The organism is Arthrobacter sp., assembly GCF_030540645.1.
In the GTDB taxonomy this organism is placed as follows: Bacteria; Actinomycetota; Actinomycetes; order Actinomycetales; family Micrococcaceae; genus Specibacter.
Map to the genome: position 1 here is coordinate 1 of NZ_JAUNVV010000058.1, position 3,570 is coordinate 3,570.

General features: G+C 63.9%; 4 protein-coding genes. 3 read left to right on the forward strand and 1 reads right to left on the reverse strand.

Annotation, left to right across the window (positions count from 1 at the left end; translation table 11 throughout):
* Together Q4P21_RS11285 and Q4P21_RS11290 are read left to right on the forward strand one after the other, a co-directional pair.
* Nucleotides 1–1,127: DUF1524 domain-containing protein (locus tag Q4P21_RS11285; protein WP_369598894.1), on the forward strand; the 1,127-nt coding region annotated here is incomplete at its 5' end.
* 177 nt (nucleotides 1,128–1,304) lie between these two features.
* The gene (locus Q4P21_RS11290; protein ID WP_303388867.1) at nucleotides 1,305–1,607 is read left to right on the forward strand and encodes a hypothetical protein; all 303 of its coding nucleotides are present in this window, start codon (nucleotides 1,305–1,307) and stop codon (nucleotides 1,605–1,607) included.
* 42 nt (nucleotides 1,608–1,649) lie between these two features.
* Here Q4P21_RS11290 and Q4P21_RS11295 read toward each other — a convergent pair whose 3' ends face one another.
* Nucleotides 1,650–2,855, reverse strand: coding sequence for a MalY/PatB family protein (locus tag Q4P21_RS11295; protein WP_303388868.1), 1,206 nt, complete (start codon nucleotides 2,853–2,855; stop codon nucleotides 1,650–1,652).
* 115 nt (nucleotides 2,856–2,970) lie between these two features.
* On the opposite strand from Q4P21_RS11295, the gene Q4P21_RS11300 reads away from it, so the two are divergent.
* The coding region (locus tag Q4P21_RS11300) for an MFS transporter (protein ID WP_303388869.1) at nucleotides 2,971–3,570 on the forward strand (600 nt) is incomplete at its 3' end.

The window sequence follows — 3,570 nt, forward strand, 5'->3', positions numbered from 1 at the left end:
GAAGTTCACTACACATCATCATCTTGGGGGAGATCTCCGTCTTGTCGCCTGCCCGTAATACCCGCCCTTTTGGGGCCACCGATTTCATCATGGGATCGGTTTTTGCCTCCGTCCTGGTGCTCACCACAGCCTGCGGTGGCGCAACGGCACCGCAGGCAGCCCCGGCGTCGGAGGTGGCAACGCAGGCTCCAGCAACGACCAGTGCCGGCCCAAGCCCCACAGCCACTAGCGCGGCACCCTTGGACGGCCAGGGCATGGGCGGGGTCGAGCTAGCGGCAAAGACAACCTCGGCCGAAGCAGCGAAGGCCCTCGTCGTGTTGGAAACGCTGCCCATCAAAGGCAGGGCGCCCAAGACCGGTTACAGCCGTGAAGAGTTCGGGCAGGCTTGGGCAGACGTGGACCGCAACGGCTGCGACACCCGCAATGACATTCTGAGTCGAGACCTGACGGCGAAGACGTTCAAGCCGGGCACGCGCGACTGCCTGGTGTTGACGGGAATTCTGGCCGATCCCTACACGGCAGACACTATTTCCTTTGTGCGCGGGCCCGAAAGCGCAAAGGTGCAGATCGACCATGTTGTGGCACTCAATGACGCCTGGCAAAAAGGAGCCCAACAGCTGACGGCAGACCGGCGCAGGGCGTTCGCCAACGATCCACTGAATTTGCTGGCCGTTGACGGCCCCAGCAACCAAAGCAAGGGTGCTGGTGACGCTGCCACGTGGCTGCCGCCGAACAAGAGTTATCGCTGCGAATATGTAGCCCGGCAGATCTCCGTCAAGGCCGGCTACGAACTGTGGGTGACCCAGGCTGAGCACGATGCCATGGCCAAGGTGTTGGGCACGTGCACGGATGCTCAAGTTCCGAGCAGCGAGGCTCCCACGGCTGCACCGGAGCAGGCTGTTGTGCTGCCCCCAGTTGCCGCCGTTGAGCCAGCACCGGCGCCCGCACCCCCGGCCCCCCAGCCACCACCCCCGGCTCCAGTCCCGTTGGTTCAGCCGCCGGCAGCCGAGGTCTTCTACCAGAACTGCACAGCCGTGCGGGCTGCAGGGGCGGCACCCATCCGAGTGGGTCAGCCTGGTTTCCAGCCCAAGTTCGACCGAGACGGCGACGGGATCGGCTGCGAGTAGCCCTGCCGTTCACTGCTGCCGATCGATCCCACCTCTTCCAACTGTGCTGGTAGTCGCTAACATTGAAGTGTGGGTTCCCGTGGCAACCGACCTTTGGTCCCAGCAGTGTGGCAGCGTCACGATACGGAGATCTTGCCGTTGTGGCGCGAACGCCTGTGCGCGGAAATGGGGCCGACGGTGGCAAGCCGTTATGCGAGCGGGCTCTTTTTTGAGGACCGTCGCCGTCCCATTGCCCAGTGGTTCAATCCGGCCTTGAACGCAGCCTTGCTGGTGGGCATTGAGACCTCCGCCGAATGGCCGGTCCAGCGCTTTGGGTTGTTTTATGCCCCGGCCGGAGGTGGTGACGTGATCAAGGTTCACACCAACACGCACGAGTGGTTTACCCGCACCCCGAAGGAATCACCCACCGAGGAAGAGGCATTCGCAGCGGCCCTTGTTTCCGCCGAGTCCTTTCTGCACGTGGAGATGGATTTCCTCTAGGGTCCGCCTCGAAACCGGCTCCACCGCACCCGCAGGCTGACATTATTTCGCCAGCGAAGCCGCCATATGCTCCACGATCCGGTGCAGGATGGGCGCGGGAGTGGCGAAGTTCAGCCGAACCCAACCGGCGCCAACATCGCCGCACAGGCCGCCCTCTGTCAGCGCCACCCGGGCATGTGCGGCAAAGAACTCGGTGGGTGTGCCCGTGAAATCCCCGAAATCCAGTTCCGTGCAATCAACGAACGCCAAGTACGTCCCTTCCGGCACCACAAAGCGGGCTTGCGGCAAGCGCTCCTGCAACAGGCGCCCGAGCAGGCGCCGGTTGCGGTCCAAGTATCCAATGACGCCTTCCAGCCATGGCATCCCCTGCGTGTAGGCAGCGATGTTGGCCGCCACCCCAAAGGTGCTGGCACCGTGTTCCGCAAACGGTTCCTCGGCAACCCACAGCTCATAGTCGGCAGCGTTGGAAAAGATGATCTGGGCAGCTTTGAGCCCGGCCAAGTTCCAAGCCTTCGACGCGGACGTGGCCGTCACCGTGTGGCGGGCCGCGGCGTCACTGACCGAGGCGTACGGTACGTGCCTGGCGCCGTCGTACACCAGGGGCGCATGGATCTCATCGGAGAACACCCGTGCCCCGCACGCTTCCACAACGCTGCTCAGCCGCAGCAGTTCCTCACGGGTATAGACCTTTCCAATCGGGTTGTGCGGATTGCAGAGCACCAACAAGTCTCCGGCGGTCATTGCCTCTCCAAGGGCAGCAAAGTCGAGTTCCCACGATGCCTCGTCCCGGATCATGGGAACCTGGACAAGTTCACGCCCGTACATGGCCGGGAGCATGATGAACGGCATGTATGCGGGCGTCGGGACCACTATCCGCCCCTTCGCCGGGGTGAAATGCCTGACGGTGGCTTCAAGTGCGGTGAGGACGTCAACCACGGGGCGGATCCATTCCGCGGGTACGTCCCAGCCATGGCGCATAGCCAGAAAGTCCCGGCAGGCCAGCCCTAGTTCGTCCACCAGATGGCTCGGCAAATATCCCACCTGTGCGGTCGACACCAGTTCGAGAAGCCGCTCCGTGATCGGGGCGGCTAGGCCAAAGTCCATTTCGGCCACCCACGCCGGCAGCTGCCCGGGGAACGCGGACCACTTCAAACTACCGGCAGCACGCAGATCCGCTTCGCTCACGGCGTCGAAAGCGTCCTGCCGGTGCGCCTTGTCCGCCGTCGCCTGTGAGTCTGAAATTGCCATGCTCGGGTGCTCCTCTGTCACACTGGTTACGTCTGCTTCCACCTTAAGCCACCCCATGGGCGGGCCGTCGGCGCAGTGCCCGCACCACGACTCTGCCACTCTTAGGACTTTCCCCATGAGCACCATCTCCCTCCAACGCCGCAATCAAGCCGTACTCGTCGTTGGGCAGCTGTTGTCGGGGGTGGGTGTGGCCTCCGGCGTTGCCGTGGGAGGCATCCTGGCTGCGCAACTGGCAGGCACGACGGCGGCATCCGGCTTTGTGCAGACAGCGTCCGCCTTGGGTGCGGGGCTGGTGGCCGTGCCGTTGGCGAACCTTGCCGTGCGGGCGGGGCGCCGCTGGGCGCTGAGCGCTGGCATGGTCTTGGGCGCCATGGGAGCCGCACTGGTTTTACTGGCGGCAAGCCTTGGCCAGTTCTGGCTCATGGCCGCCGGAATGCTGTTCTTTGGTTCGGCCACTGCGGCCGGATTGCAGGCCAGATACGCGGCAGTTGACGGAGCACCCCCGGAGAAGGCCGGCCGGGCCATGGCGATCGTCATTTGGGCCACTACCGTGGGCTCGGTGGCTGGCCCCAACCTCTCCGAACCTGGCCGTTTGCTGGGCATTCGGCTGGACATGGTGCCATTGGCCGGCCCGTTTGTGTTCTCCCTCGTTGCATTTTTGACCGCAGCTCTGGTCATCGCGCTATTTTTCCTGACCCCTCCGCCTCACGCATAT

Excerpts from the sequence above, each read along its gene's own strand:
- Q4P21_RS11295 (WP_303388868.1), bottom strand. The coding sequence starts at position 2,855 with ATGGCAATTTCAGACTCACAGGCGACGGCGGACAAGGCGCACCGGCAG.